18 protein-coding genes, 1 tRNA gene and 1 pseudogene are annotated in these 25,720 nt (G+C 52.7%); 3 read left to right on the top strand and 17 right to left on the bottom strand.

The genetic code is table 11. From position 1 onward, the window contains the following. Positions 1-136 precede the first annotated feature (136 nt). Positions 137-979, top strand: coding sequence for a MetQ/NlpA family ABC transporter substrate-binding protein (locus QZR21_RS00105; RefSeq protein WP_296097244.1), 843 nt, complete (start codon positions 137-139; stop codon positions 977-979). 167 nt (positions 980-1,146) lie between these two features. On the opposite strand, the gene QZR21_RS00110 is transcribed toward QZR21_RS00105, so the two are convergent. Further along, positions 1,147-1,926 (bottom strand): gamma-glutamyl-gamma-aminobutyrate hydrolase family protein, encoded by a 780-nt coding sequence (locus QZR21_RS00110; protein ID WP_296097246.1) that lies wholly within the window; start codon positions 1,924-1,926, stop codon positions 1,147-1,149. Between the two features lie 1,460 nt (positions 1,927-3,386). On the opposite strand from QZR21_RS00110, the gene QZR21_RS00115 reads away from it, so the two are divergent. Continuing rightward, positions 3,387-4,592 (top strand): MFS transporter, encoded by a 1,206-nt coding sequence (locus QZR21_RS00115; RefSeq protein ID WP_296097248.1) that lies wholly within the window; start codon positions 3,387-3,389, stop codon positions 4,590-4,592. Positions 4,593-4,693: 101 nt separating this feature from the next. Here the strand turns inward: QZR21_RS00115 and rfaE2 are convergent, their stop codons facing one another. The 16 genes and pseudogenes from rfaE2 to QZR21_RS00195 all read right to left on the bottom strand — a co-directional run. Next, a complete protein-coding gene (rfaE2, locus tag QZR21_RS00120) occupies positions 4,694-6,148 on the bottom strand; it encodes a D-glycero-beta-D-manno-heptose 1-phosphate adenylyltransferase (RefSeq protein WP_296097250.1) in 1,455 nt (484 codons plus the stop codon). Between the two features lie 165 nt (positions 6,149-6,313). Further along, positions 6,314-6,904 carry a GDSL-type esterase/lipase family protein gene (locus QZR21_RS00125; RefSeq protein ID WP_296097252.1) on the bottom strand — a complete coding sequence of 197 codons (591 nt, stop codon included), beginning with the start codon at positions 6,902-6,904 and terminating at the stop codon, positions 6,314-6,316. 328 nt (positions 6,905-7,232) lie between these two features. Further along, a complete protein-coding gene (locus tag QZR21_RS00130) occupies positions 7,233-10,370 on the bottom strand; it encodes an efflux RND transporter permease subunit (RefSeq protein ID WP_296973096.1) in 3,138 nt (1,045 codons plus the stop codon). 9 nt (positions 10,371-10,379) lie between these two features. Next, a complete protein-coding gene (locus QZR21_RS00135; protein WP_296097256.1) occupies positions 10,380-11,558 on the bottom strand; it encodes an efflux RND transporter periplasmic adaptor subunit in 1,179 nt (392 codons plus the stop codon). Positions 11,559-11,722: 164 nt separating this feature from the next. Further along, entirely contained in the window at positions 11,723-12,193 is a 471-nt protein-coding gene (locus QZR21_RS00140) for a YhcH/YjgK/YiaL family protein (RefSeq protein ID WP_296097258.1), read from the bottom strand. 290 nt (positions 12,194-12,483) lie between these two features. Beyond that, positions 12,484-12,560: transfer RNA gene (locus tag QZR21_RS00145), tRNA-Val, on the bottom strand. Between the two features lie 193 nt (positions 12,561-12,753). Then, positions 12,754-13,998, bottom strand: a complete 1,245-nt coding sequence (locus QZR21_RS00150) for a methionine gamma-lyase family protein (protein WP_296097261.1) — start codon at positions 13,996-13,998, stop codon at positions 12,754-12,756. A 9-nt stretch (positions 13,999-14,007) separates the two neighbouring features. After that, the gene (hfq, locus tag QZR21_RS00155) at positions 14,008-14,208 is read right to left on the bottom strand and encodes an RNA chaperone Hfq (protein ID WP_296097263.1); all 201 of its coding nucleotides are present in this window, start codon (positions 14,206-14,208) and stop codon (positions 14,008-14,010) included. Further along, a complete protein-coding gene (gene miaA / locus QZR21_RS00160; RefSeq protein WP_296097265.1) occupies positions 14,198-15,124 on the bottom strand; it encodes a tRNA (adenosine(37)-N6)-dimethylallyltransferase MiaA in 927 nt (308 codons plus the stop codon). The genes hfq and miaA overlap by 11 nt, the downstream gene beginning before the upstream one ends. After that, a complete protein-coding gene (locus tag QZR21_RS00165; protein ID WP_296097267.1) occupies positions 15,121-15,903 on the bottom strand; it encodes a class I SAM-dependent methyltransferase in 783 nt (260 codons plus the stop codon). Before QZR21_RS00165 ends, miaA begins: the two co-directional genes overlap by 4 nt. Continuing rightward, positions 15,900-17,831, bottom strand: a complete 1,932-nt coding sequence (gene mutL, locus QZR21_RS00170; protein WP_296973103.1) for a DNA mismatch repair endonuclease MutL — start codon at positions 17,829-17,831, stop codon at positions 15,900-15,902. Before mutL ends, QZR21_RS00165 begins: the two co-directional genes overlap by 4 nt. Further along, a complete protein-coding gene (gene mutS, locus QZR21_RS00175) occupies positions 17,831-20,395 on the bottom strand; it encodes a DNA mismatch repair protein MutS (protein WP_296097271.1) in 2,565 nt (854 codons plus the stop codon). The genes mutL and mutS overlap by 1 nt, the downstream gene beginning before the upstream one ends. Before the next feature lie 99 nt (positions 20,396-20,494). After that, positions 20,495-21,841 carry a tRNA (N6-isopentenyl adenosine(37)-C2)-methylthiotransferase MiaB gene (gene miaB, locus QZR21_RS00180; protein WP_296097273.1) on the bottom strand — a complete coding sequence of 449 codons (1,347 nt, stop codon included), beginning with the start codon at positions 21,839-21,841 and terminating at the stop codon, positions 20,495-20,497. Between the two features lie 330 nt (positions 21,842-22,171). After that, entirely contained in the window at positions 22,172-23,239 is a 1,068-nt protein-coding gene (locus tag QZR21_RS00185; RefSeq protein ID WP_296097275.1) for a glycosyltransferase family 9 protein, read from the bottom strand. Between the two features lie 19 nt (positions 23,240-23,258). Next, positions 23,259-24,440: a glycosyltransferase gene (locus tag QZR21_RS00190; RefSeq protein WP_296097277.1), complete on the bottom strand. Its 1,182-nt coding sequence runs from the start codon at positions 24,438-24,440 to the stop codon at positions 23,259-23,261. 249 nt (positions 24,441-24,689) lie between these two features. Further along, positions 24,690-25,124 (bottom strand): annotated as a pseudogene (locus tag QZR21_RS00195) (L-serine ammonia-lyase, iron-sulfur-dependent, subunit alpha); the annotation flags it as partial. Positions 25,125-25,319: 195 nt separating this feature from the next. Between QZR21_RS00195 and QZR21_RS00200 the strand changes: the two are divergent. Further along, positions 25,320-25,720, top strand: a 401-nt coding sequence (locus QZR21_RS00200) for a dihydrodipicolinate synthase family protein (protein ID WP_296973109.1), incomplete at its 3' end; no start/stop codon positions are given.

The raw sequence follows: 25,720 nt of genomic DNA on the forward strand, positions 1-25,720 counted from the left end.
GTTTCCCCCTTATATAAATCCGAATCCCTCCATACAGAACCTTCTCACGTGGAAGGGAAAAAGTATAGGAAGCGCTGATTAATTCGCAGAGTCAGATTTAATCAGTGCTTCCTAAAAGAGAAAGGAAGTCTTATTTATGTTAAAGAAATTAGTCATCGCCGGTCTCTGTGCCCTCTCCGCAGCAGCATTCATTTCCGGCTGCGGTTCCAGCCAGAAACCTGCTTCCTCCGCTGCCGCATTTGCACCGGCAGAAAAGAAAGAAATCACCGTAGGCGCCACTGCCGGCCCCCATGCGGAAGTCGTTGAAGCTGCTGCCAAGGAAGCTGAAAAGAACGGCCTCAAAGTCAACGTAAAGGAATTCTCCGATTACATCACTCCGGACCAGGCACTGGCTGACGGAGACCTGGACATCGTCGTTTACCAGCACAAGCCATTCATGGAAAACTTCAATAAACAGCATGGTACCCACCTCACCGCCATCGGCAAAGCCATCCTCATGCGCATGGGCATTTACTCCAACAAAGTGAAGGACGTAAAAGACCTGCCCGACGGTGCTACCATTTCCATTCCGAATGACCCCACCAATGAAGGCCGTGGTCTCCAGCTCCTGGAAAAAGCGGGCGTCATCAAACTGAAAGATGGCGTAGGCATGAAAGCTACCCCCGCTGACGTGGTAGAAAACCCGAAGCATATCCAGTTCAAAGAAATCGAAGCTGCCCAGCTTCCAAGAAGCCTGGATGACGTGGACGCTTCTGTCATCACCATGAACTACGTCATGAGCGCCGGCCTCTCCCCGAAAGACCAGGGCATCTTCCTGGAAGACAAGGATACCCCACTGGCAGTCATGATCATCGCTGTCCGTGATAAAGATAAAGACCAGCCGGCCTACAAAAAATTTGTACAGGCCTACCAGTCTGATTCTGTAAAGAAATTCATTGCAGAAAAATACCACGGTACCATCGAACCGGCCTGGGACTGATTCCTGATAAGCAAAAGAGCTGTGACCAAAAGGTCACAGCTCTTTTTAATGTGTATGTTTGGACAGATGACCAAATCAGTGAATGGGACCAGGAGTTGTCAGCAACGTGAAAGCCACACCCCTTACGAACCATCCATACCTGTGGGCTATGAATTCATAAGACTGATCTATCCCAACTTCTTCGAGCCAAAGGTATAATCCGGCGGAAGGAACGGTGATACCGGCGCATCCACCCGGTCTGCCGCCGCTTCGGTGAAGGATTCAAAAATCGCCATATCCAGTCCGTCATAGACGTAGGAATATTCCGGATGCCACTGTACGGCCCAGATAAACCGTTTCTCCGGTGCATAGGCCGCTTCCACCAGTCCATCTTCCGACATGGCCATGGGCACAAGGCTGTCAGACAGCTTCTTCACCGCCTGATGATGGAGTGAGTTTACACCGAGCATGGGCACCCCCAGTCTTGCATAGAGCGGCGTCCCTTCCAGGATATGATTGAAATGGGCAGTCCAGTCGTAGGCGAAGCTCATGGTGTGCTCCGGCGCATGGAGGAAAGGCCGTTCTTCATCGATATCCTGGTACAGGGTTCCTCCCAGGAGGGCATTCATCAGTTCCAACCCCCGGCAGATTCCCAAGGCCGGCACATCGTGGCTCCAGCAGTAACTGAAAATCATGGTTTCCAGCGTATCCTTCGCTTCGCACACCGGACCGCAGCAGGCCTTCTTCTTCTCCCCATAAAGGGCTGGGGATATATCCTGACCGCCGGTAAAAAGGAAACCATCGAAATCATCCCGAACCTCTACGAATTCTTCCTCCGTCATATGGAGCGGAAGGATCAGGGGAATTCCCCCGGCCTCCCGGATAGAATCCATGTACCCCGGCAGCATCCAGATGCTCTTCTTCTCTTCATCCCACAATGGCGTGATACCAATTCTCGGCTTTCTCATAATAAGCACCTCCGAATTCCTGTTTACCTGAGCAAGTCAACCCCAACATATGTCTGAAAGCAAAAAAGCACTGCCACATAGACAGCGCCCTTACTGAAAAGCAAAAGGCACCGATCACTGATCGGCGCCTTTGCCCTTGTTAAATTCTTGTATAAAGTATACGGGATTTTCCCTGTTCCTGTCAAATCGTTACGTATTAAAAAGATTCTATAGGTACTTACAGAAAAAATATAGTGGTAACAGATGTGGATGAGATTGCATGTAAACGTGGGAAGCCAGCCGCCAGAAAAGCCGGTCCGCCTGCGGCATGAGAAAGGTGACTAAAGGGGCTAAGGAAGCGTTGCCTTATGAAACCTATAAGCAGATTCACTGTCGGTCTCGTGTCTCTACCCCTATATCGTCATCTCGAGCGGAGTGAGCATGCCAAATGGCTCTATACCTGAAGAATCGCTACAGCTGCGACGAGTCGAGAAATCTTTCCGGTAAATGACTATGACGGCATTACAGCGCCGAAAGAGAACCGGAACTATACGAAACTCTCCTGTCGACTCTGCGAAAGTCTTACAGAGGATTGCTCATTGCGCCTACTACAAGTTGATGCCTTTACTGCACACTAAACCGCTTCCTTTGGTGCCGGCCATGGGATTAACGCATGAAGCCGGATCGGATCCGTCCGTTGTTTCCCAACCTTTACTGTTATCATCCCTTATTCCACCACAATAAGCCCGAAAGAAGGGTTATCGAAAGCAAGGGCCACGCAGCACTAAAAGTGTCTGCCATGCTCTAACCATTCATTCAGGCTTATCTTTGACGACCTGTTCAGTTTTTTACCGGCGTCTATTTCCATCCGGAAGGAAGGAAACAGGGGGAAATGCATCGAACGGGTTTTGATCCCGGAGCTCTTATGGATTCATCTTTGCAGGATGGCTTGCAGCTTCCGCCTTGTCCGGGTATTTTTTCGAGGCCTCTCCCCGAAAAGGCGTATGCCCTCATCCGTATTGATTATACATGATTACATCTATTTTGAGAATAGTAATATTTATATTCAGATAAAGTATTATTCTATAGGTCAATAGATATAGAATTAAAAATTTATAACTGAGTTTCTATTGTAGAAATACAATGGCATAGGAATATTTCAGTATTGCGAGCTGATGGTTTTCGTCGCTGATGGATAGAGTCATTCGTACGTGGGACTCCTGGCTGCCAGGGAACCTCCACGAGAATAACTTCATCTATCAGCATGCAAAGCCGCTGCGAAGCGGTTGTCCAGTTCAAGGCTAAAGGCTCACTGCTCAAGGCTTGTGGCTCTACACGGAAGCATGATAACCGCTGCACTCAAGCAACTCGTCAACCGGCATAGGATCCTTCTGTTCCTTCATATTCCCATCCCGCCCTATGGTATAATAGATACATTGAAATTTCGTAATCTGTAAATTGATTGATGTAAAGGACCCTGTATGTCATTACTTCATTTTTTCCCGGCCCTCCAGGTCCGGAATTACCGGATTTTCTGGGTCACCCAGTGGATTGCCCTCATCGGGTTCTGGCTCCAGCTCACCGCCCAGCAGTGGCTGGTGTATACCATGACGGACTCCGCTTTCCTTCTGGGACTGCTCTCGGCCTGTCAGTTTGCACCGAGCCTCTTTTTTACCCTCTTCACGGGCCTCTGGATTGACAGGCACAATAAGAGGAAAATCCTCATCGGCACCCAGATTACCTACCTGGTACAGGCTTTCCTCCTGGGACTTTTGCTGTATACAGGCCACGAGACCTACGGGTGGATCCTGTTTTTTGCCTTCTTCCTGGGCACCATTGATTCCTTCGACATGCCTGCCCGTATGGCGTTCATGCCGGAACTGGTGGGAAAAGATGCCCTTCACAGTGCCATCAGCCTGAATTCCGCCAATTTTAACCTTACCCGCATGATTGGTCCCCTGCTGGCAGCCTTCCTTTTGAGCTATCTTTCCTACAGTACCATTTTCTTCCTGAATGCCCTGTCCCTCATTCCCATCATCATCGCCTACAGCTTCATGAATGTGAATTCTGTCATTGCCCCGGCAGAAAACCGCCATCCCCTCCAGGAAATCAGAGAGGGCCTCTTGGAGGCCAAACGGAATCCCATCATTTACAAAAACCTCCTGGCCGCCGGCATTGTGAGCGGACTGATCCTGAATATGGGTACCTACGGTCCCCTCTTCGCAGACCGGGTACTCCACGCCGGGGTGGAAGGCTTCGGTTCCATCCTCTTTGCTGCCGGCGCCGGTTCCATGGCCAGCGGTGTCCTTTCCGCCGCTTCGAAAAAACACCTGTCCCAGTCCTGCATTTTCCATTCCGCCATCGCCTGTGGTCTCCTTCTTATGGCGGTAAGCTATATTTCCTTCCAGCCCCTGGCACTCCTGGTTTTCGGGATTCTGGGATTCACAGTGATCATTTTCATGGTGAACTGCAACACCGCCATCCAGCTGGCGTCGCCAAAGGAATACCTGGGCCGCATCATGGGACTTTACACCTTCGTATTTCTGGGGAGTGCCCCTTTCGGTTCCCTCCTCGTAAGCACCATCATCGAATACCTCGGCACCTCCGCCGGCCTCCTGGTGACAGGACTTCTGGAGATACTCCTCATCGTGCTCTATACAAGGCCCGGTCAATCTGAGCAGGAATAAATACCTGCCACTCAGAAATTGCAATTTCCAACGTAAAAAGCCGTTCCTCCTTTGCCTGCAGGAACGGCTTTTTCAGCTAACCGGCGGTCTTGCTATCGACCTTATTTATTTCGAATCTTTTTGATCATATTTGTCGTCGAATATCCATCTACAAAGGGAAGGATTTCCACCTTCCCCGCATACTGGCGCCCTGCCACTTCCGATACCTTATAATCCCCGCCTTTCACGAGAATATCCGGTTTCAGGTGAGACAGGAGCTCTTCCGGTGTATCTTCATCAAAGATAACCACTTCATCCACAGAGCGGAGGGCAGCCAGCATGAAACTCCGGTCCTCTTCATTGTTGACCGGCCTTGAAGGACCTTTCAGCGCTTTCACGGAGCGGTCAGAGTTGAGTCCCACAATGAGATGATCCCCTAAAGAGGCCGCCTGCTGGAGATAGGTAATATGCCCCCGATGGAGAATATCAAAGCAGCCGTTCGTAAAGACCACCACTTCTCCCCGGGCCTTCCATCGGGCAACCTTCTTTTCCGCTTCCTCCCAGGTCAGGGGATGGTAAGAAAGGCGCATGGTATCGCCGGATACCCAGGCATGGAGCAGTTCTTCCCGTTTCACCTGGTATGTCCCCACTTTGGAAACGGCAATGCCCGCCGCCTTGTTGGCCAGTTCCAGCAGGGTTTCCATATCCATATGGGCTGCCGTGGCAGCGGCGGTGACAGCCATCACCGTATCCCCGGCGCCGGACACGTCGAATACATCCTGGGCCACCGATGCCCGGTGGACGGCACTGTTTTCACTGACCGCGGTAATCCCCTTTTCTGAACGGGTCACAAAGAGATGGGTCAGGTGAAACTTTGCTCTCACCCCCCGGCCCGCGGCTACAATGGCTTCTTCCTCGTTGGGGATTTCCTTTCCCACGCAGTCCGCCAGTTCCTTCAGGTTCGGCGTAATACCATAGGCCCCGTCATACTTGGTCCAGTCGCTCCCCTTAGGGTCCACAAGCACCGGCACGGAAAAGGATTTTGCCAGCCCGATGACAGACTGGGCCAGTTCTTCCGTAATCATGCCCTTACCGTAATCGGAAAGAACGATGGCTCCAAGGCCATTTTGGAGGAGTCCTTCCAGCCAGTCCATGATAAATTTCACCTGCTCCGAAGAGGGCTGTTTCTTTTCCTCATAATCCAGGCGCATCATCTGCTGCCGGGCGCCGAGGATGCGGATCTTGGCGGTGGTATGGTAATGGTCCGCCGTAACGAGTCCGGACATATCGATGCCCGCCTGCTGGAGGAGGGAGGAAAGGACGGCGCCGTCACTGTCATTTCCCCTCATCCCTGCCGCATAGACCTTGCATCCAAGGGCTGCCAGGTTTGCCGCCGTATTGGCTGCGCCCCCCAGCACGTCCCGCTGGGACTGGACCAGGTTCACCGGCACCGGCGCCTCCGGGGAAATCCGGTTCACCTTCCCCGTAATATACCGGTCCGTCATCATATCACCGATCACGGCTGCCTTGATATGGGTAATTTCATCTCTTAAAAATCGTTCGCCATCCAGCTGCATAGAATCTCCTGTACTGCAATAAAATGAATTCGAGTCATCTTTGGATATTATACCATAGGAATGACCGTAGCAAAAAATCATAAAGCAGGACTATATGGATTGGGCAGCCTCCATCGGCTCCCACCGGTACAATCCCCCTATTCCATCCCTACAGGCAGCGATCCGTCATTTCTTCCACACTTTCATGGCCAACTGGGCCATCTTATCATAGCCTTTGCTGTTGGGATGGACCCCGTCAGTGAACCAGCGGTCGTCCGCAGGAAGGCCGCGAAAGAAATCAATGGATGGAATGCCTTCATCCTCCGCCAGGTTCCTCAAAAACCGGGCATATTCAGCGAGATCCTTCCTGTTTCTTTCATACACGTAGGCCGCCTGCCAGCCGGTCTCAATACTGTTTGCCGTGGTCTGGGGCGGGATACCCAGTGTAAGGGGAATTGCCCTGGCCATACTCCGGATTCCCCGGGACACATCCCGTTCCAGAACGCTCAGCTGGAGACCTGTGAGAATATCGTTGGTGCCGGCCATGAAGAAAAACGCCTCCCCCTCTTCCGGGCGGAAAGAGGCCTCAAAAAGGCTGTCCAGGATATCCACTGCCAATGCCCCGCAGACCCCATGATTATAAAAGGAAATGGATTTCATCCGTTTCCCCAGAAGATCCACCCATCCTTCCCCCTGCCCTACACCATAGCCCTCTGTGAGGCTGTCGCCGAAGCAGTGGATAGCGGTTATCTGATTTTTGTCCCAGGTCTTTCCCATCGTAATCACCTCTGTTTTATTGTAGCATGGAATTGCTTCGCCTGCCGAATCAGTGGATGGCAGCCAGGAAAGCTCTCCCCTTCCCCTGACAGCCTGCCAGGGAAAAGAAAAAATCCTGAAAAATGATTTCTCACTTTTCAGGATTTTTAGGGAAGCACTGATTAAATCGTTGTCAGATTTCATTCTTGGATTTTTATGCAATGCAAGGAATAACTCGACGCGAATAGCGAGCTATTTAAGGAGAGTTATGACGAAGCAGTACATAAAAATCCTTATGAAATCTGACTCTGCGAATTAATCAGCACTTCCTTAGATCCGGTATTACCGATTATTCATCGACGGAAACCGGTTTCTTCGGTTTGCGGAACCCATGGATCCGTTCGATAACGATGAACAGCATGGGGACGATGAAAATCTGGAAGAACGTAGCCGACAGCACACCGAATACTACGGCGATACCCATTTCGGAGCGGGATACAGATCCGGCACCGGTGGACAGGGCCAGCGGTACGTTGCCGAGGATAAATGCCAGGGAGGTCATGAGGATAGGACGGAGACGAATCTTGGACGCTTCGATAGAGGCTTTCACCAGTTCCATGCCGCTGTCCACACGGACCTTCGCATATTCTACAATCAGTATGGCGTTCTTTGCCGCCAGGCCGATGATTGTCAGAAGGCCAATCTGGAAATAAATATCATTGTACACATTGAAAACAAAGGCACCGAGGCAGGCTCCAAAGAAACCTGTCGGAATACCCAGGATAACGGAGAATGGCACTTTCCAGCTTTCGTAGAGAGCTGCCAGGGACAGGAATACGAAGAGCATGCCCAAAGCCAGTGCGTAGACTGTCTTGCCGCTGGCCTCCCGTTCCTGTGCCGAGGATTCAGCAAAGGCATATCCGTAGCCGTTCGGCAGGGTTTCCTTTGCCACTTCTTCCAGCGCATTCAGGGCCTGGCCGGAAGAGTAGCCTGCAGCCTGGCTGCCGCCGATCTTAACGGCCGGGAAGTTATCGAACCGGGTAATGACAGATACGGCGTTCCCTTTCTTCGGAGTAATGAAGTTGCTGATAGGTACCATATTACCGCTGGAATCACGGACAGACATGAACTTGTTGTCCGTCGGGCTCATGCGGTACTGGGTATCCGCCTGGGCCACAACTTTGAAGTTACGGCCGAAACGGGTGAAATCGTTGATCTGTACAGAGCCGTAGAAGGCCTGGAGGGCGGTGAAGATATCGCTCACATTGACGCCGTACTTGGCCGCCTTGTCTCTGTCCACATCGTAATTGTAAGATGGCGTATCCATGCGGAATGTGGTGTAGGCCTGCTGGATTTCCGGGCGCTGGTTGGCAGCGGCCAGGAACTGGTTCACCACGGCCTGCATGGCTTCATTGGAATCGCCATTCTTATTCTGGATGTACATGGTGAAACCGCCGGAAGCACCGAGACCCGGAATAGGCGACGGGTTCAGGGGCATCAGTGTCACACCGGGATGGGTGGCATTGAAAGCGAAGGCCCTGGCCATGACCGCATCAAGCTGCTGGTCCTTGGTCTTTCGTTCATCCCAGGGTTTCAGCTTGATGAAAGAGAGGCCGGCATTCGGCTTCTGGCCATCAGAAAGAATATCAAAGCCCACAACGCCCTGGGTCACCTGTACTGCCGGGTCTTTGCCCATGTACTTCAGGAATTCCGTCACATACTGGGCAGTACGGACATTGACAGAACCTTCAGGGAGCTGGAAAGCATTCAGGAAGAATCCGTTATCTTCCTGGGGAATGAAGGCCGTCGGCAGCTTGATAAACATAAACGTAGCCGCCACAAAGAGGACTGCCAGCACCCCGATAGGCACATAAATGGCATGGGCCAAACGGGCCAGGATGGCTCCATAAACTTCAACCATATGGTCGAAACCATTGTTGAAGCGGTCCCAGAAACGGTCCAGCCGTCCCTTATCCGCCTGTTTCTTGTTCGGCTTCAGGAGCCCCGCGCAGAGAGCCGGCGTCAGGGAGAGGGCGGTAAATGCGGAAAGAATGACGGATACTGCAATGGTTAAAGCGAACTGCTTATACAGGATACCCATGATGCCGCCGAGGAAGGCAACCGGAATAAATACGGCTGACAACACCACAGCGACGCCGATAACCGGGCTCTGCACCTTTTTCATGGCCGCCACGGTTGCCTGCCGGGGATTCAGGTTGTTGTACCGCATTTCGTATTCCACGGCTTCGATTACCACGATGGCATCATCCACGACAAGGCCGATGGCCAGGACCATGGCAAAGAGGGTCAGGGTATTGATGGTAAATCCAAGAACTTTGAAGGAAGCAAAAGTACCGAGCAGTGATACCGGCACCGCAATCATAGGAATCAGGGTGGACCGCCAGTTCTGGAGGAAAATGTACACGATGATGGCTACGATGATGAGGGCTTCCACGAAGGTATGGAGCACTTCCTTGATGGAGGCGTAAATGAAATCGGTGTTATCCATGTTGATGACGTACTTCATGTCATCGGGGAATGTCTTTGCGTCTTCCGCCAGCTTCGCCTTGATGGCGCCGATGGTTTCCACGGCGTTTGCATCGTCGGTGAGGGAGAAGGCAACGGCGGAGGTTTCATAATTGCCGGCGCGGGAGATGAAATCATAGTTCCTTGCATCCAATTCCGTCCGGGCTACATCCTTCAGGTGAAGGAGGCTGCCGTCTTTATTCGTACGAAGGATAATGTTGCCGAATTCTTCCGCTGTCACCAGACGGCCCTTGGCGGTAACCACATACTGGAAGGGCTGGTCCTTTGTCACCGGAGCCGCACCGATATTGCCGGCAGCAATCTGCTGGTTCTGGTTCGTTACGGCAGAGATGATTTCAGAAGCGGTGATATTGTTCTGCGCCATTTTCGTCGGATCCATCCAGATACGCATGGCGTAGTCAGAACCGAATTCCTGGACCGTACCGACGCCCTTGATGGTCTTCAGTTCATCCAGATAGTTCATGCTGAAGTAGTTCTTCAGGAAGTTCTTATCATAGGTGCCGTTCGGCGAATAGAAGCTGACTACAAGAGCCATGTCGCCGGACGATTTTTTGGTGGTAACGCCGATATTACGGACCGTATCCGGCAGGCTGGCATCGGAAGCAGTGACTGCATTCTGTGTGCGGACCGTAGCCATATCGGAGTCTGTCCCCGTCAGGAACTGCACTGTCAGTACGTAGGAACCGTTGGAGTTACTGCTGGAAGACATACTTTCAAAGCCTTCCACTGACACCGCATTCTTTTCGATGACTTCCGCCACCGTCTGGGCCACAACCTCCGCATCAGCGCCGGAATAGGTAGCACGAACGGATACCTGGGGCGGCGTGATTTTCGGATACCGGTCCATGGGGAGCGTAAAGATACAGATGAGGCCGGCAATGGAAATAACCAGAGCCACAACGATAGCAAAGATAGGACGTTTGATAAAGAAATTTGCCATAGTCCCACCTTACTTTCCGTTTTTGCGGTCGGAAGCGGTCTGGCCTTTGACAGATGCCGCAGCATCGGACTCCAGTTTATCTTTCGTCGTTTCCTCAGCCTCTACAGCCTGGCCGACCTTCACTTTATTCTGGCCATCCACAATGATCATATCATTGGCATCGATTCCACTTACAATGATGGAATAAATACCGTAGGTACCTCCTACTTTGACAGCCTTCTGTGTCACCTTTCCATCTACCACCACGTCCACCATATCCTTATCCAGGAGCTGTACAAGGGCCTTTGTGGGGATGAGAATACTGCCTTTGGCAATTTCGTTATCCGAAACAATGGAGGCATACATGCCGGGTACAAGGAGGTTATCGGGGTTTGGGAAGGCAGCCTTCATGGACAGCTGGCCACCGGTCATAGATGGGTTTACCTGGACGATTTTGCCCGTTTCCCCGTAGATGGTGCCGTCGGAAAGACGGAGCTTCAGGTTATCTCCCAGTTCCGCATTCTGTTTCTTCAGGGACAGGTATTCGCTTTCAGACATATCGAACTGCACGTAAATGGGGTCCGAAGAAGAAATGGTCACCAGAGCTGTAGTACCAGCGGTAGCGTAGGTTCCTACGTTCACGTCATCCATGGAAAGGGTGCCGTTGAAAGGAGCCACCACGATGGTATCGTTCAGGTTATTGGAAGCAATATTGACCTGTGCTTCCGCTGCATCCAGCACACCTTTATAAGCATCGGTGGCCGCTTTCTGGCTGTCATAGGTTTTCTGGGAAATGGCACCGGACTGGATCAGCTGGTCATAACGGGCCAGATCCCGGTTCGCATTTTCATAGTTTGCCGATGCCTGGGCTGCACTGGCCTGGGCTGCGGCAAGGCTGGAAGAATAGTTTCTGGTATCCAGCCGGAACAGGGGCTGGCCCTGAACTACCTGGGCCCCACCGGAAATATATTTCTCCATCACCGTACCGGACACCTTGGCCCGCACCGGTACCTCCTGCAGCGCCATAATAGAGCCGGTATATTCCCTCATAATCGGGGTATCCGATTTAAAAGGCTTAAAGGTCGTCACCTTCATGGCCTGCTGCTGGGCTCCTGCCTGTTTGGAAGAGCCGCATCCGCCCATGAGCGCGCCGGCGGACAGAAGGAAACCGGCTGCCATGATAGCGGCAGCTAACTTCTTATATCTCATACATAACCCCCTTGAAAAAGATGGAAGAGTAAAATTGGGAAAAATGAAACAGACTCAAACAATCCTGTATACTCTTATGAATCTTTCTTATCATAACAAACAGTTGACCAATAGTCAATATGGAGTTCGGTACCAATGCTCTATGACAATGGTGAAGAAATTTTTTATACCCTTTCCACGGGGACCTTTACCACGGCTTTCCGTAGCTGGCAGGCCCCTGTATCTCCCATGCAGAGCGGGCGGTGCAGGTCTTCCGGGAAGAAAACAGCAAACCGGCCGGTGGTGAAATACACACGGGATTCTCCATTCCTTCCGGATTTGTAGAAATAGAGATCCCTGTCTTCATGGGCTTCGATGCAGGGGCCCGCTTCAAAGGACGTCTCCACGCCGATCCATTCTTCTTCCCCATAGATTTCAAACTGGATGTCAATAAACTTCTTATGGCCTTCCAGCTTCCGGTCCTCCACCTTTTCCGTCATGGGAGACTCCACGGACATGGCGCATCCCAGAATATCGTACTTACCGTCTTCCTTTTCAGAAAAAGGAAAGTGCTTCACCGCTTTGAGGCATTCATAAATAAAAGAAGGAAGCTGTCTTTTGTAGGCTTCCAGATGATGGATATCGCCGGTAATCATATAATCCTCCTTATATGTTTCATTTTTTCAAAAATCAGGCACTGCCCTATATTACCACAAAACTTCAGAATCTTCCCTGCTGAAATGCAGAAAAAATATATTCATTCAGAAACATACCATGAGTAAGTATCATGGATGGGGTATCATCGGATATCCTTCCCTGCCATCAATCCATTTCCGGAGCTGGCACGGCCCTTATCCAGGGACCTGCACAGGTGGGGATTGACCCTTATGTCCTGTTTACTGTCCCCTTGAATCGGGGCATTAAAAAACCCGCCGTAGGCGGGGTTTGGTGGGACTATCTGGGTTCGAACCGGAGACCTCTTCGATGTGAGCGAAGCGCTCTGACCAACTGAGCTATAGCCCCATGACGAGAACTATTATACCACGAATGGTCAGAAATGTTAAGCCTGTGTAATAATTTTATTTGAAGAGGATTCAGCAGCTTCACTGTAAGCCGTAATCCTGCCCGGTAAGAAACAGGCCCGGGCCGCTTATGGTCGGACCCGGATTCAGGCCTGCGGTCCTCCCCTCGATCTCAACTTCGGTCTCCATCTTACTTATATCTTACCCTGGGCTTCCAGTACCTTTTCTGCAGCTCCCATGATGGCCAGCTGGGCATGTTCGAAGGTAAGGCCCCCCTGGAAATACATTACATAGGGCGGGCGGACAGGGCCGTCGGCAGACATTTCAATGGTAGAGCCCTGGACGAAGGTACCTGCTGCCATGATGATGGGGTCCACATATCCCGGCATGGGACCGGGTACCGGCGTAGCATCGGAATCTACGGGAGACCAGTTCTGGATGGCTTCTGCAAAGCGGCACATGTTTTCTTCCGAATCCAGTGTCACCGTGGTAATGAGGTCTGTACGGAGATGACCCGGTTCCGGGGACGTCTTGAATCCCAGAAGCTTAAAAACAGCAGAACAGAATTCAGCACTCATCATGGCCTGTCTCGTCATGTGAGGTGCCAGGAAAAGTCCCTGGAAGAAGGGACGGTAGGAAGCGGCGTAGGATCCCATTTCCGCTCCAAGGCCCGGAGCTGTCCATACATAGGAGCACAGTTCCACTAGGTCCTTCCGGCCGCAGATGTAGGCTCCCGTCGGTGCCAGGCCGCCGCCGGCATTTTTAATGAGGGAGCCTGCAGTAATATCGGCGCCCAGTTCAATCGGTTCTTCTTTGTTTGTAAATTCGCCGTAGCAGTTATCCACGAAGCAGATGGTGTCCGGGTTCTTTGCTTTTACGGTTTCAATGATTTTCTTAATATCCGATGGGAAAAGGGAATCCCGCAGCATATATCCCCGGGACCGCTGGATTTCCACCAGTTTTGTATGTTCATCTACGGCATCGGAAATGGCCTTGAGGTCATAGGTATTGCCTTTCAGGGGGACTTCCTTGTAATGGACTCCTCTGGACTTCAGGTTTCCCGGCGCATTGCCTGTAATGCCGATGACGCTTTCCATGGTGTCATAGGGAGCTCCTACGGCAGAAACCATGGTATCTCCCGGATTGAGAAGGGCCAGGAGCACCGTAGCCAGTGCATGGGTGCCGGACACGAACTGCGGCCGCACCAGTGCGCTTTCTGCATGGAAAACATCGCACCAGATCTCTTCCAGTTTCTCCCTGCCCGGGTCCCCGTAGCCATAGCCGTTGGACGCTGCGAAATGATAGGCGGAAAGATGGTGTTTCCGGAATGCTTCCAGTACTTTCTGTGTATTGAAGAGGGAAATCTCTTCCATTTCATGAAAAACAGGCGCACAAAGAGCAAGCGCCTCTTTCTGTACCTGTTCCAGTTTTTTATTCATTTGTTGTCATCAGATCCTTTGAATTGTTGATATTGCGTGTTTGTAAATGAGCTGGGAACGGTTTTCACTGACAAGGAGCACAGTAAAGCTGTCAAACGATTTGACCCGGCCCTTCAGCTGGACTCCATTCATCAGGAAAATAGCTACCGCCGCATTTTCCTTCCTTGCTTCATTTAAAAATGTATCCTGCAGATTCAGTTTACCTTCCATCGTTGTTTTCTCCTCTGAAATATGAAATGACATAGGCCTTGATTTCCCTGTACCATATGTCTTCTTCTGATGGACCCCGTTCCACCCAGTGAATATATGGCATTCGTCTATACCAGGTCATCTGCCTTTTGGCAAAGTGCCTGGTATTTTTCTGGATCAATGCTTCCCCTTCCTCTAAGGTCCGCTCCCCTTTCACCACAGGAATGAGCTCTTTATAGCCGATTCCCTTCAGTGCCTGGGATGATTCAGAAAGGCCGGAGGCCAGGAGCTGCCTGACTTCGTCCAGGAGTCCTGCTTCAATCATGAGATGGACTCGCTTATTTATTCTATCATATAAAACGGTCCTGTCCATAGCAATTCCTAAAACAGGACCATCAAAAAGAAGGAAATTCGCCTTTTGGGGCTTTTCATCTCCCTCGCCAGCCTCAAGGAGTTCCAGTTTTCGCACCATCCGCTGGGGGTCAGGAGGGATATCCCCTTCTCCCCTTTCCTTCAGTGCTTCCACCAGGGCTTCCTTTCCTCTTTCTTCCAGCATGGTCTCCCAGTGGCTTCTCCCCTTTCCTTTGGGCAGGAAAGAGTACCCCTCCAGAAGGCCCTGGATATAGAGACCTGTACCGCCACAGACGATGGGAATGCGGCCCGCCTTGTTTTCCTCGTGAATAATCTTTCGAGCCCTTTCCTGGAAATCGGCGGCTGACCAGGGCTCCGAAGGCTCCAGTTCGTCCACCAGGTAATGGGGAACCCCCTGGGCCTCTTCTTTTGTCACTTTGGCGGTACCGATGTCCATGTGCCGGTAAACCTGGAATGCATCGCCGGAAATAATGGATGACCCCAGTGCTTTCGCCAGGTAAATGGAGAGATCCGTCTTTCCTGATGCCGTAGGGCCCAGTATGGTTATGAGTTTATCTTTTTTCATACATCAATCACCCCGTAAGCCGTACTCTGCCCCCGCCTCCTGTCCACGAAGCGGAAGAGGCCCGTAGAAAAGAGGCTGGAAAAGGGTCGTTCCTTCACGATAATCCGCATACCCGCCGCCTTCCGGGCCAGCTCCAGCGCTTCTTCCGTCAGGGAATCATAGGACGCTGCCCGGCGGAATCCTTCCATATTATTTTCTCTCCGTTTCACCGGCGCCTTGAACATGGGATCAAAATAAATGACATCAAAGCTCTTCGGCCCCGCTTCCCGGAGGAAAGAAAGGAAATCGCCATGGATCAGGGTAATCCGCCGAAGCGCTTCCGTAAGTTCCTTATCCTTCGGGTCCCGGAAGGAAGCAATGGCAGCCTGCCCGATTTCATAGAGGGCCCTGCTCTTTTCCAGGGCCGTCACATGGCCCCGGTTTCCCAGAAACCAGCTCATGGTAAGGGAGTCCCCTCCCTGGCCGAATGTGGCGTCCAGCACCGAGAGGCCCTCTTTTTCCGGAAGCAGGCGGCAGAGGCGGTCTTCGTGGCCCTGCTTCATCTGCTCTTTCCGGAGCACCGCTGTGCCGAAATGGTAATGGTACTCCCCCCTGCCGGCATAGTAATAGGGCAGATCCTTTCCATATACCAGGAGTCCCTCCAGCCGGAAAGTAGAAATCATATCATCCAAGGTGCCTTCCCGCCGGAAAAAGGGAAGACCCAGGGCCTCTGCCCTCCTCCAGGCCTCCTCTTTCACCGGCCTCGTCACATTCCGGATGGTAGTCACACCGATGGTCATGGCCGTTTGAAGAGCCTTCCCAGTTCTGTGGGTGTGAACTTGACAATGGTAGGTCTGCCATGGGGACACACAAAGGGACGGGATGTGTGGAAGAGGTCCGTAATGAGCTCCTTCATCTGCCGGATATTCAGGGGATTCCCCCGCTTGATGGCGCCCCGGCAGGCTGCGTAGGCCATCATGCGGTGCCGCATGGTCTCCGGAGAAGGCACATCCTTTTCGTGGTACGCCTTCACCAGTTCCTGTACCACCCGTTCCATTTCAGACTGGGACAGATCCTCCGGCGCCCCGGTGATGCGGATGACATTGGGCCCCGCCTGTTCAAAGGTAATGCCCAGCCTTTCGATATCTTTCTTTTTATCTGCCAGCAGGGGTATATCCTCGCTGTCCACGTGAATGAGATAGGGAACCAGGATTTCCTGCACCGGGATTCCCTCTGCCCGCTCTGCCAGGTGGTCATACCGCACCCGTTCATGGGCCGCATGCTGGTCGATAATGAGGAGGTCCTTCCCATGCTGGCAAAGGATAAAGCAGTCCGATACCTGCCCCAAAGGAATCACCGGGTCCTCCTGTTTTTCTTCTTCAAAGAGGGGATCCGCAGTGACTGCCTTCTTTTCTTCTGATTTTCCCTCTTCCTTCCGATATCCGCTGAATACGGAATGACCGGAGAAAAGGTCTTTCCTGTCCGTATCGGGCACATAGGCCGGTCCCCCGGGCGCCCTCCGTTCTTCTCCCGTAAAGGAACCCTGGGACCGGGATTGGTAGGAAGATCCGGCCGGCTCTCCCCAGGACGATTTTGACGCCGTTTCTTCAGAAAGGCCGATATCCGGCTTTCCGGACGGCCTGTCTTCCACTCGGACATCACCGGGCCTGAAGCTGCCGCCATGGACAATTTCATGGCCCGGGTCCCGGATCATTTCACGGGCGATACTGTCCGCCGTGGACTGGGAAGTCAGCGTCCCCAGCACCGCATGGTAAACGAGGCGGAACAGGGCCTGTTCATCGGAGAATTTGATTTCCCGCTTCTGTGGATGCACGTTCACGTCAATACTTTCCGGCGGCACCTGGAAAGAAAGGACCATGAGGGGATATCCGTTCTTCGGGAGCAGGGAATGGTACGCATTATCCACTGCCTTTGTGACCACCGCGCTTTCCACCACCCGCCGGTTGATGATGATGGTCTGGTACTGGCGGCTGCTTTTCAGAAGGGAAGGCTTGGAAATGAGGCCTTCCAGGAAAACATCATTCCCCTCATCCTTCACATCCAGCATTTCACCGGCGGTCTTCGTACCATAAAGGGCAGAGACCACATCGATCAAGCGCCCGTTTCCCGGGGTTTCGATGACGGTGCGGCCATTATTGATGAGGCGGAACGCAATATCCGGATTTGCCAGCGCCAGCTTTCCCACCATGCTGTTGATCCGGCTGGACTCGGTCCGTTCGGACTTCAGGAACTTCTTGCGGGCCGGTACGTTATAGAAGAGGTCCCGCACTTCCACCGTAGTCCCTGCCGGGGCTCCGCAGGGCTTTACTTCTTTGATTTCGCCCCCCTCCATCTCCAGCACCGTACCTTCCACGTCTTCATTGCGGCGGGTGGTAATGGAAGAGCGGGAAACGGAGGTAATACTGGGGAGTGCCTCTCCCCGGAACCCCAGGGAAGCGATGTGGTAAATATTATCCACCGTAGAAATCTTGCTGGTGGCATGGCGGATGACCGAGAGCCTGGCATCCTCCTCGGACATGCCGCAGCCGTCGTCGGTGACCCGGATATAGGTCATGCCGCCGTCGGCGATTTCCACTTCGATTTCATGGGCCCCTGCGTCCACCGCGTTTTCCACCAGTTCTTTCACCGCATTTACCGGACGCTCCACCACTTCACCGGCAGCAATCTGGTTTGCCGTGACTTCATCGAGCACATGAATCAGTGCCATTATCTTCCCTCCTTTGCTTCCTTACTGAGGCGGAACAGGATTTCCATGGCCTCAATGGGGGTTTTACTCATAACATCCATGTTCGCCAGTTCATCGATAATGGGGGATGTGAAAAGGTCCATGCCCATGGGACTGTCCTGCCCCTGTCTGACGGGAGCCGCAGCCGGCTTCACGCCGTCCTTTTCTTCCAGAGACTGGAGGATATCATCGGCCCGTTTCAGAAGGGACTCCGGCAGCCCCGCCAGCCTTGCCACGTGGATGCCATAGCTCCTGTCGGCGCAGCCCGGCACGATGCGGCGAAGGAAGGTAATATCCTTCCCCCGTTCCTTGACGGTGACCGTATAGTTTTTAATGTGGCTGCTGTGATCCGCCATGTCCGACAGTTCATGGTAATGGGTGGCAAAGAGGGTAAACCCGTGGATTTTTTCATCGATATATTCCACCACCGCCCGGGCAATGCTCATGCCGTCGTAGGTACTGGTCCCCCGGCCGATTTCATCGAGCAGGATAAGGCTGTTCTTCGTGGCATTCCGGAGGATATGGGAAACTTCCTGCATTTCCACCATGAATGTACTCTGGCCCGTAGAAATATCGTCGCTGGCTCCGACCCTGGTAAATATGCGGTCCACCGGGGAGAAAGAGGCACTCCGCGCCGGGATGAAGGACCCCACCTGGGCCATAATGGTCAGCACCGCCACCTGCCGCATGTAGGTGGATTTGCCTGCCATATTGGGGCCCGTGATGACGAGGATTTCCTGGTCCCTGTGGTTCAGCTCCGTATCGTTAGGTACGAACATTTCCCGCTTCAGCGCATGCTCCACCATGGGATGACGGCCATCTTTGATGGTAATCCGGCCTTCCCTGGCATTGGTAATCTCCGGCTTCACATACCGGTCCTTCAGGGCTGCCCGGGCAAGGCTGGCCAGGCAGTCCAGCTGGGCCAGGGCTCTGGCGGTCTTCTGCATGTCCGGGATTTCCGGACGGATTTCCGCCTTCACGGCCTGGTAAATCTTCAGTTCCAGCTCCTCCGTCTTTTCCTTTGCCGTCAGAGCCTTCGCCTCAAATTCCTTCAGTTCCGGCGTAATGTACCGTTCCGCGTTCACCAGTGTCTGCTTCCTCATATAGTAAGGCGGCACTGGAATCTTATTGGCATTGGAAATTTCGAAATAATAGCCGAATACATTGTTGAATCCGATTTTCAGCTTAATGCCGGTTTTTTCCTTTTCCCGCTCCTCCAGATCCGCAATATATTTCTGGCTGTTCTCGGAAAGGGAGCGGACCTCATCCAGCTCAGAGGAAAATCCCTCTTTGATATATTTTCCGTCCCGGATATTGCCGGTACCATTTTCATTCATGGAACGGTCCAGCAGGTCATACACCGGGCCGTGGATGCCGATCTGGGCATTCAGTTTCTTCAGGATCACCGACCCCGCCCCACTTAAAAGGTTCTTGATATGGGGCACCATTTTCAGGCTGGCCTTCAGGGCCAGGAGGTCCTTGGGGGATGTGGAATTTGCCTCGATACGGCCAAGGATTCGTTCGAAATCGAACACCTGGGACAGCATGTCCTCCAGGTTCGTAAGCTCCGTCATATGGGTGGTGAGTTCTTCGATACCATTCTGACGGAGGGTAATCCGGTTCACATCGGTCAGCGGCCGTTCCAGCCACCGTTTGAGCAGCCGCGCTCCCATGGCGGTATGGGTATAGTCCAGAAGTTCCAGGAGCGTTCCCTTCCGACCGCCATCCCGCATGTTTCTCGTGATTTCCAGGTTCCGCAGGCACTCTTCCGACAGAGTAAGCGTATGGTCTTCCCTCATGGGCTGCACCGAATGGAACGTGGCGGCCTCTGTCTTCATGACATCCTTCAGGTACGCCGACAGCCGCCGGAAAACGAGCTGCACATTGTCATTATCAATGGAAGCGGCGGCCGGCGGAATGTCCCCTTCCTCCTCCGATTCGGACCGGGACATGAGGCAGGCCCCCAGCCGGGCAGCGCAGAAGCTGGTCAGTTTCCCATAGAATTCATCGGACACAGAGCATACAGCCTCTGCCGGGGAATAGACGGAAAGCATGTCGAAGAAATCGTCTTTTTCCTTCTTCTTGTCCCACACCCCCCACCAGCATTCACCGGTAGAAACATCGGCCAGCACCGCATCAATTTCCTTATCGGCCTCCATGATATAAATCAGGTAATTGTTGGATTTGTCGGCAATGGAATTTTCAAAGAGAATGGTGCCCGGCGTAATGACCCGGATCACGTCCCGCTTCACAAGGCCCTTTGCCTTCTTGGGGTCCTCCAGCTGTTCGCAGATGGCCACCTTATAGCCCTTCTGGATGAGCCGGTAAATGTAAATTTCCGCCGCATGGAAAGGGATGCCGCACATGGGTACCCGGCCTTCGGGACCTGCATTTTTCCCTGTCAGCGTCAGTTCCAGTTCATGGGATGCCGTCAGGGCATCATCATAAAAGAGCTCATAAAAATCGCCGAGCCGATAGAAAAGGAGGCAGTCCTTGTATCCATCCTTTACCTGCTTATATTGTGCCATTAAAGGAGTCTTTGCCATGTCACCCTCCTGTTTGAAATAATGATAGCAAAATTCTACGGCTCCGCCGCTAAGGGTCTAGATCCAGATCTAGATCTACAGGGCCTTCGGCCCGAATCCTCACTCCACCAGTTCTCCCTTGAGCACCCAGGTCTGGGCCAGGTCCACCTTTGCCTTCACCGTATCTCCCACATGGATGCCTTCCTTATGGGGGAAGAGAATCATCTTATTGGAAGACGTGCGGCCATACCAGTGGTTTTCATCCTGCTTGGACGGTCCTTCTACGATGATTTCATAGGTATGGCCCTCCATCTTTTTATTGAGGGCCAGGGAAATCGGATTTTCCGTATCCATCAGTTCCTGCAGCCGGCGATGCTTTGTGGCATCATCGATCTGATCTTCCATCCGGGCCGCCGGAGTCCCTGTCCTTGGGGAATAGATGAAGGTATAGGCCGAATCAAAGCGCAGGTCTTCCAGAAGCTTCAGGGTTTCTTCGTGCATAGCTTCCGTTTCTCCCGGGAATCCGGTAATCAGGTCCGTAGTCACAGCGATATCGGGCATTTTCTCCCGCACGTAGGCAAGGAGTTCCTTGAAATGTTCGATGGTATACCCCCGGTTCATGCGGCGAAGCATTTCATTGGACCCGTGTTGCACGGGCAGGTGCATATGGCGCACCACCTTCGGGGAAGCTGCCATGGCATCCACCATGTCGAAGGTCATATCCCTTGGGTGGGAAGTCATGTACCGTACCCGTTCGATGCCGTCGATTTCATCGATAGCCCGGATAAGGTCTGCGAAATTCGTGCCATTCCGGAAATCGAGTCCATAGGAATTGACATTCTGTCCCAGAAGGGTGATTTCCTTGTACCCCTCTTTGGCAAGCTGGCGGATTTCCCCGCAGATATCGGGGATGGTCCGGCTGATTTCCCGGCCCCGCACATAGGGAACAATACAGTAGGTGCAGAACTTGTTGCAGCCCTGCATAATGGGAATCCATGCAAAGATTTTTGACTTTCTCACCGCATGGAGCTCGCTGTAATCGTTCACGCTGTGGGGATTCCGCTCCGTTTTCACCACATGGCCGCCGGTGGCGGTTTCCTTCGTGATGATATCCTTCAGGTCATGAATATGGTAAGGTCCCATGACAAAATCGATGATCGGCATCCGTTCGATGAGCTTTCCCTTATTTTCCTGGGCCATGCAGCCGGCAATGCCGAGGAGCATGTGGGGATTCTTCTCTTTCAGCTTCTTGATTTCCCCGATTTTCCCATACACCTTTTCTTCCGCATTCTGCCGGACCGAGCAGGTATTCATGATGACAATATCCGCATCTTCCATGTTCTCCGCCGGTTTGTATCCCAGTTCTTCCAGCTGCCCGTTGATACGCTCCGTATCACTTTCATTCATCTGGCAGCCATAAGTAATTGTATAGTAAAGTTTTTCGCCTGTGAGCCGTTTCTCTTCCACGACTTACCTCCTGTAAACAACGCATAATAAAGCCATTATGATATTATACCATTTTTATGAAATTCATGTTTTACGGGATTTTCTTCCCCATTGGACCGGCCGGTTTTAACAGATAAAAAAGGATTGGATTTCACCATGGAAATCCAGTCCCTGTAATTAAAAAAGAGTTGAGAATTGAGAATTGATTGCAAGGGAAGCAAAGAATGGCGGACAATGGAAAAACAGGTCTTTCCGACCGGGCCAGCACACGGTCACTCCCACACTTTCGTGGACCGCCGCCATTCTTCATTCCTGATTTTTCAGGCCTTCGGTCCGATTCCGGTTTCCCTCTTATTTCCCTGCCTTACGAAGGGCTTCCTCCCCTGCCTCTATGACCTGTTCCACAGAAATCTTGGAAATAGGCGTGTACTTCCCGGAGGCTATGGTCTTGTTGACATGTTCCGGTCCCATGGGCATATCCCAGGACGAAAGGGCCTTGGAACAGGGACCCAGGGGATGGTGGAATTTCGCATTGCTTGGCCCAAACATGGCAATGGTCGGGACCCCCCGGCTGTCAAATACATACATAGGTCCGCTGTCATTGGTAAAGGCCAGGGAGCAGCGGCCGGCAGCAGCCATAAATTCCCCCATGGACAGTTCTCCTGCCGCTATGATGGCAGTTTTGTTTTTCATGACTGACAGGGCTTCATCGATGAGTTTCCTTTCCGACGGTACGCCGAAGAAAACAGGAATCATCCCTTTTTCTGCAAAGTGGTCCGCCACTTTCCCATAATTTTTAGCCGGCCAGTTCTTCTCTGCCGTGGAACTTCCTACGGAGAGGCCCAGGAGACGGTCTCCTTCACCGATACCCTTAGACCGGAAGAAATCGTCTGCCCGTTTTTCCCAGGCATCGCAGGTGTAGGTCCGCATGCCGCTGTGGTGGAGGTCCTTTACCCCCAGCCGTTCCAGCACTTTCAGGTACTTGTCTACGGCATGGGAATTATAGGTCTCAATGGTCATGGGCCAATCCATGAAGAGAGAGTCAATCCGGGTACCCGCTTCGCCGCCCCAGTGCTTTGGATGCATGGCCAGGGCAAGGATCGTGCTTCTGGTGGTCCCATGAAGGGTGAGAAGGATATCGGGATGAAGGGCAGCGAGCTTTTTTCCCAGTTTCCAGGTGGCCCCCATGCCTTTTTCTTTCCCGTGCCGGTCAAAGGGGACGATCACATCCACATTGGGATTGTACCGGACCGCATCCTGGAACCGGGCATCCATGACAAGGATGATTTTAGACCCCACCGCCGCCCGGCGAAGGACCTCCAGGAATGGGGTAATGGACACCATGTCCCCGAAATAGAGCATATAAATAAGCACAATGGTCTTGTGGCTCAAGTCTGCATTCACATTAGTTTCTTTCATATGGTTCCTTACTCCTGCTTTACAGGCCTTTATCTATTGTTTTCCGGATAAGCCGGTCCCAGGAATCCCACACCGCATCGGGGTAAAAGGGCTTCATCGATTCTCTGGCGCCCTCCCCGAGCCGGCCTCGGAGCTCCCTGTCTTCCATGAGTGTCCGGAGTGCCCGGCTGAAAGGTTCCGGCCCCTCTTCCACGAGGAAACCGTTTTCCCCGTCCCTGATCAGTTCATTCACCGAGGAGCAGGAACGGTAGCCCACTGCCGGTATTCCCACGGCCATGGCTTCTGACAGGGCCAGAGGGAATCCCTCATGGTGGCTGGGAAAGGCAAAAATATCCGTATCCTTCCAGACGCTGGCCATATCTCTGGTAGTGCCCTTAAGGTGCACCCGTTCCTCCAGGTGCCTGCTGTGAATCAATTTCTTCAGAGCCGCCACATAGGCCTTATCGTAAGTATCTCCCCATATATTGACTTCCCAGTCCGGGAAATCGGAGGCAACCAGGCTGAAGGCTTCCACCAGAAGGTGCTGCCGCTTGGTCCGTCCGGTAACCCGGCCCACATTGGTAATCAGGTGGTGGTTTTTTTCCTCCCCCGCCGAAGAATGGACCTTCGGTACGTTCACCGCATTGGGAATATAGACGAAATGGCCGTAATCCAGATATTTCTCCGCTTTTTGGATGAACGACGGCATGAGTACCTGGATAGCCGCACTCCTCTCCAGTGCTTTCTTTTCCGCCAGAGGGGAATGGAGGAATATTTCATCCGGGTCATTATGAAGCATGGAAATTACCGGGATATCCGTGTGAAGCCCCTCCAGGAGGAGCCGCCCCGTCGGTTCCCGGAAAGAGACAATGACATCGGGCTTTGCCAGTTCCAGTACCCGTTCCATCCCCTTTTCCGCTTTCCGGAGGATTTTATAGTTCCTGTTCCTTGCCCCTTCCTTGCTGAAGAGGCGGGTGGCCTCCCGTAGAATCTTGTCCGCTGCCCCCGTATGGACTGGCGCCATGCCGTCCATGTGGAAAATATTATAGAAATCCACACCCTCCGGGACCGGATAAAAAGGAGAGCCCTCCCTTTCATCGGCCATGGCCACAGACACGTCATAGCCCCTGTCCTTCATGGCCTGCGCCATCCGTGACAGTACATGCTCGATGCCGCCGCTGTAGCCCACAAATTTATGGAGATTCACGAGTAACAGGTTCATAGGAGCCCTCCTGAAAAATGATATAAAAGTTGAGTATTAAGTGTCGAGTGTCGATACTATAAGGCGCTTCTCCATCAGGTATGACCAGATAATCAAGCCGTAAAGCCGTGAGCTTTCCTGACAGCCAAAAGCCAGCTATGTAACGAGGATTATGACGAAGCAGTGCATAAAAATCCTTATGAAATCTGACTCTGCGAATTAATCAGTGCTTCCCTGGTTCCCTCGATCTCAATCTCGACCTCGGCCTTATTAAATTTCCTTCGCCCGCTTCACAAGTTCATCGTTGATTTTCCTGCCGGTCTTTGTCATGGCCAGGCCTGCCCGGCTTGTCTCCTTCAGTTCCACCGGCAGCCGCCGTCCCACATCGCCCATGGCTTCGATGACCTCATCCGGCGGAATGACGCTCTTGATGCCGTTCATGGCCATATCCGCCGCCAGGAGGGCGTGGACCGCATGGAAAGCGTTCCGCTTCACACAGGGCACCTCCACGAGGCCTCCCACCGGATCGCAGACCAGGCCCAGGATATTTTTCAGGGCCAGGGCAAAGGCATTCCCCATCTGTTCCGTGGACCCCTTCAGAAGGTCCACCGCCGCAGCGGCCGCCATGCCGCAGGCAGCGCCGCATTCCGCCTGGCAGCCGCCGACAGCGCCGGCAATGGATGCCTTTTCTGCAATCACCCGGCCAAATCGCCGCATCACGTTATGAACCAATAGACCGTTCCCTCCAGCGTTTTGAAGAATTCTCTGCATCTGCGCTCACGCGCATTTTTTCATGTGGTCTTTTTTGATTCAGGAGGATTCAGGGATTGTCTTTCCCAAGATGATTTGCAATCATCGCCCCGAATTATTTTCATATCACTATACAATATGGACACGTCATTGAAACTCCACGGCCTGGTGGCCGCCGTACATACTCCGTTCAAGGCGGATGGTTCTCTGAATCCTTCCAGCGTTGACGCCCAGGCCAAGCTGCTTGCCTCCCATGGCATCAAGCTTGCTTTCATTACCGGCAGTACCGGTGAATCCTCCTCCATGCAGCTTGAAGAACGCAAGGAAATCTATTCCGCCTGGAAGGAAGCCTCCGCCAAGCATGGCGTGGAAGTTATCGCCCATACCGGTTCCAACAGCGTCTGGGACGCCCGGGAACTGGCCGCTTTTGCCCAGGAGTGTGGATTCGTGGCCACCAGTTCCCTTGCTCCCTCCTACTACAAGCCCGGCACTGTCCAGCGCCTGGTGGAATGCTGCGCTTTCGCCGCCTCCGGCGCACCCGACCTGCCCTA

The sequence above is a fragment of the uncultured Dialister sp. genome (assembly GCF_900541605.1).
Taxonomy (GTDB): Bacteria; Bacillota; Negativicutes; order Veillonellales; family Dialisteraceae; genus Dialister.

Excerpts from the sequence above, each read along its gene's own strand:
- QZR21_RS00105 (WP_296097244.1), top strand. The coding sequence starts at position 137 with ATGTTAAAGAAATTAGTCATCGCCGGTCTCTGTGCCCTCTCCGCAGCA.
- QZR21_RS00140 (WP_296097258.1), bottom strand. The coding sequence starts at position 12,193 with ATGATTACCGGCGATATCCATCATCTGGAAGCCTACAAAAGACAGCTT.
- QZR21_RS00115 (WP_296097248.1), top strand. The coding sequence starts at position 3,387 with ATGTCATTACTTCATTTTTTCCCGGCCCTCCAGGTCCGGAATTACCGG.
- QZR21_RS00125 (WP_296097252.1), bottom strand. The coding sequence starts at position 6,904 with ATGGGAAAGACCTGGGACAAAAATCAGATAACCGCTATCCACTGCTTC.
- rfaE2 (WP_296097250.1), bottom strand. The coding sequence starts at position 6,148 with ATGCAGCTGGATGGCGAACGATTTTTAAGAGATGAAATTACCCATATC.
- miaA (WP_296097265.1), bottom strand. The coding sequence starts at position 15,124 with ATGAAAAAAGATAAACTCATAACCATACTGGGCCCTACGGCATCAGGA.
- QZR21_RS00165 (WP_296097267.1), bottom strand. The coding sequence starts at position 15,903 with ATGACCATCGGTGTGACTACCATCCGGAATGTGACGAGGCCGGTGAAA.
- QZR21_RS00190 (WP_296097277.1), bottom strand. The coding sequence starts at position 24,440 with ATGAACCTGTTACTCGTGAATCTCCATAAATTTGTGGGCTACAGCGGC.
- QZR21_RS00135 (WP_296097256.1), bottom strand. The coding sequence starts at position 11,558 with ATGAGATATAAGAAGTTAGCTGCCGCTATCATGGCAGCCGGTTTCCTT.
- QZR21_RS00110 (WP_296097246.1), bottom strand. The coding sequence starts at position 1,926 with ATGAGAAAGCCGAGAATTGGTATCACGCCATTGTGGGATGAAGAGAAG.
- mutS (WP_296097271.1), bottom strand. The coding sequence starts at position 20,395 with ATGGCAAAGACTCCTTTAATGGCACAATATAAGCAGGTAAAGGATGGA.
- QZR21_RS00150 (WP_296097261.1), bottom strand. The coding sequence starts at position 13,998 with ATGAATAAAAAACTGGAACAGGTACAGAAAGAGGCGCTTGCTCTTTGT.
- QZR21_RS00185 (WP_296097275.1), bottom strand. The coding sequence starts at position 23,239 with ATGAAAGAAACTAATGTGAATGCAGACTTGAGCCACAAGACCATTGTG.
- QZR21_RS00130 (WP_296973096.1), bottom strand. The coding sequence starts at position 10,370 with ATGGCAAATTTCTTTATCAAACGTCCTATCTTTGCTATCGTTGTGGCT.
- mutL (WP_296973103.1), bottom strand. The coding sequence starts at position 17,831 with ATGGCACTGATTCATGTGCTCGATGAAGTCACGGCAAACCAGATTGCT.
- hfq (WP_296097263.1), bottom strand. The coding sequence starts at position 14,208 with ATGGAAGGTAAACTGAATCTGCAGGATACATTTTTAAATGAAGCAAGG.